The following is an 823-nucleotide window of genomic DNA, read 5'->3' as shown; positions in this document are numbered from 1 at the left end:
AGGAGCAGCAGTCGCCGGAGCGGTGGTCGTCGAAGCAGCCGGAGCAGCGGTCGTGGTGGCGGCGGCGTTGCCGAGAGCCGGCATCGCGAAAGCGAGAGCGACGGCGAGACCGGTTGCGGAGAGGATGGACTTTTTCATGGCTTCGTTTCCTTTTTATGCGGGTCAAGTTTCGGAGCGTTACTGAACCGGGTCGTTCGGCGTCACTCCAAGCAGCTTCAAAGCATTGGCGAGCATCCGGATGCCCTGTGCCTGTTTCTTGGCGGCGCAGTACCGGTTGCCCTTTCTCTGAAGTGCCTTTGCCGCGGTGACCTGCGTTGCCGTGGCATGGGTTTCGAGGGCTTCATCAAATTGGTGGCTGAGATTGGCGCACCGTTCGCTCCGGGTTGTGAGCGTCGCCTTTGCGTCCGATTGTCCGACAGCGGCAGTGACCAGGCAGAAGCCCAGCAACGCACCCAACAAACTGATCGACAACCTTGGCATCGGTTTATCCGTAAACCCGGAGACTAGCGTCGCAGCCGATGACCTGACCGCCACGAGATCAGTTATGCCTTTGAAATTTTTCAGGAGTTTTTCTGAACTGTAGAATTTTGTTTCTGGAGTGTGTCTGAGAAAGCCGGTGTGAACCCCATCATAGCCACTGGCCAACATATGGCCTGAATTCTATCGTGTGGGTTGCGACCGAAGGGCTTGGCAATCAAAGACAGAAGGGCTTGGCAACAATGACAGGGCTGCTGTGAAATCCGATGCACACATACTGATCGTCGACGACGACAAGGGCATCCGCGACCTGCTGCAGGAATTCTTCCAGAAGCGGGGCCTGCAC

The 823-nt window shown here is 57.1% G+C and carries 1 protein-coding gene and 1 pseudogene; one reads left to right on the top strand and one right to left on the bottom strand.

Going from position 1 to position 823, the window contains the following annotated elements; genetic code table 11:
* Positions 1 to 177: 177 nt before the first annotated feature.
* The gene (locus EN932_RS38320) at positions 178 to 480 is read right to left on the bottom strand and encodes a hypothetical protein (protein ID WP_024504541.1); all 303 of its coding nucleotides are present in this window, start codon (positions 478 to 480) and stop codon (positions 178 to 180) included.
* A gap of 253 nt (positions 481 to 733) precedes the next feature.
* Here EN932_RS38320 and EN932_RS37200 point away from each other — a divergent pair.
* A pseudogene (locus EN932_RS37200) lies at positions 734 to 823 on the top strand (DNA-binding response regulator); the annotation flags it as partial.

The sequence above is a fragment of the Mesorhizobium sp. M7A.F.Ca.US.002.01.1.1 genome (genome assembly GCF_004022955.1).
Classification (GTDB): domain Bacteria; phylum Pseudomonadota; class Alphaproteobacteria; order Rhizobiales; family Rhizobiaceae; genus Mesorhizobium; species Mesorhizobium ciceri.
Note: the sequence above shows the minus strand (reverse complement) of the source record. Positions and strands in the feature narration are given on the sequence as shown.

What these genes read in the sequence shown, in the direction of transcription:
- EN932_RS38320 (WP_024504541.1), bottom strand. Translation starts at nt 480, where the DNA reads ATGCCAAGGTTGTCGATCAGTTTGTTGGGTGCGTTGCTGGGCTTCTGC.